Here is a 1,884-nt window from a genome sequence, read left to right as displayed (position 1 = left end):
GTGCGCCCAGCATGGGTGCAATCTATAGGGTGAAAGTCCCGAACTGTGAAGGCAGAAGTAGCAGTAGCTTAACGCAAGGGTGCCTGTGGTGACGCAGGATCTGAAGGAAGCGAGCGGCAAACTTCCGGTCTGAGGAACACGAACTTCATATAAGGCTAGGTATCATTGGATGAGTCTGCTAAACAAGACGAAGCCCTTTCTGCCAAAGGTGATACAGAGTAAATGAAGCAGATAGATGGAAGGAAAGATTGTACTCTTACCTGGGGAGGTCTGACTGAAAAGCCGAGCACACTCGGTAACCTATTTAGCGATAAATAGCTGAACAGTCAGAAGTCAGCAGAGGTCATAGTACTCGACTAGCTTAAGATAGACGAGGAAGGACCGAACATTTAGGAAGAATGTGCGACTAGGCGTTCATTGTTTATGATGATACAGACAATCCAAATTGGACTTACTTAAAGGAGGAAACGGTGAATCCCGTGGGGGACTTTAAGAGGGTGGAATAAACAATGGCACAAATAGAACGGACATTCACGTGAGAGGATGTATCGAAATGATGAAACAACTGTTGTCACGGGACAATCTGATTTCGGCTCTTAAAAGGGTCGAAAAGAATAAGGGTAAACATGGTGTAGATGAAATGCCTGTAAAATCCCTACGAGCGCATCTTCTACTTAACTGGGACGAAATCCGAAATTCAATTAAAGACGGAACGTACGAGCCTATGCCAGTCAGACGGGTCGAAATCCCGAAACCGAATGGTGGCATAAGGTTACTAGGCATTCCTACCGTGACCGATCGTCTCATTCAACAAGCGATTGCCCAAGTCTTAACCCTGATTTATGATCCAACGTTTTCTAAACATAGTTATGGTTTCAGACCAAGAAGAAGAGCCCATGACGCTGTAAAGGAAGCGAGGGCGCATATAGAGGAGGGTACAGATGGGTGATAGACATGGACTTAGAAAAGTTCTTCGATAAAGTGAATCACGATATGCTTATGGGTCTTCTAGAGAAAAGAGTCCATGATAAAACGATTCTAAGGTTAATTAGAAAATACCTAGAATCAGGAATCATGATAAACGGTGTGGAAGTTATCAGCGAAGAAGGTGTCCCGCAGGGCGGGCCATTAAGTCCGTTATTGTCTAATATCATGTTAGATGAACTCGACAAGGAACTGGAAAAGAGAGGGCACAAGTTTGTCCGTTACGCAGATGACTGTAATATTTACGTGAAAACTCAGAAGTCAGGTCTACGAGTGAAGAGCTCCATTACAACTTTCATTGAAAAGAAACTCAAGCTGAAAGTGAATGACGAGAAAAGCGCAGTAGATCGACCGTGGAAACGAAAGTTTCTAGGTTTCAGTTTTACTCCTCACCCGTCACCAAAGATCCGTATCGCCAAAGAGAGTATCAAGAGAGCTAAAAGCAAAATCAAAGAACTTACATCACGATCACATTCCATCTCAATGGAAGAGCGTATTGAGAAGATCAATAAATATCTCGTTGGATGGTGTGGATATTTTGCCTTGGCGGATACGCCAACTCCCTTTAAACGGCTTGATGAATCACTGAGAAGAAGACTTCGGATGTGTCTATGGAAGCAATGGAAATTACCTAAAACCAAAACAAAAAGGCTTATCTCACTTGGAGTTCCCAAGGAGAAAGCCTATGAATGGGGTAATTCCCGCAAGAAATATTGGCGCATCTCGAACAGTCCTGTTTTAAACACAACGCTTAACCTAGAGTTTTGGCGAAAGAAAAAGCTAAAAAGTCTAGTAGATAGATACAACCACTTACGTCATACCTAAGTGAACCGCCGTATACGGATCCGTACGTACGGTGGTGTGAGAGGTCGGAGGCTAGTCGCCTCCTCCTACTCGATT

General features: G+C 43.8%; 1 pseudogene. It reads left to right on the top strand.

Annotation, left to right across the window (positions count from 1 at the left end):
- Positions 1 to 553: 553 nt before the first annotated feature.
- Positions 554 to 1,809 (top strand): annotated as a pseudogene (ltrA, locus tag JCM9140_RS21840) (group II intron reverse transcriptase/maturase).
- The last annotated feature ends 75 nt before the right edge of the window (positions 1,810 to 1,884 follow it).

Origin of the sequence: Halalkalibacter wakoensis JCM 9140, from assembly GCF_000513095.1 — a bacterium.
Lineage (GTDB): Bacteria > Bacillota > Bacilli > Bacillales > Bacillaceae_D > Halalkalibacter > Halalkalibacter wakoensis.
This window is presented reverse-complemented; position numbering and strand designations above follow the sequence as displayed.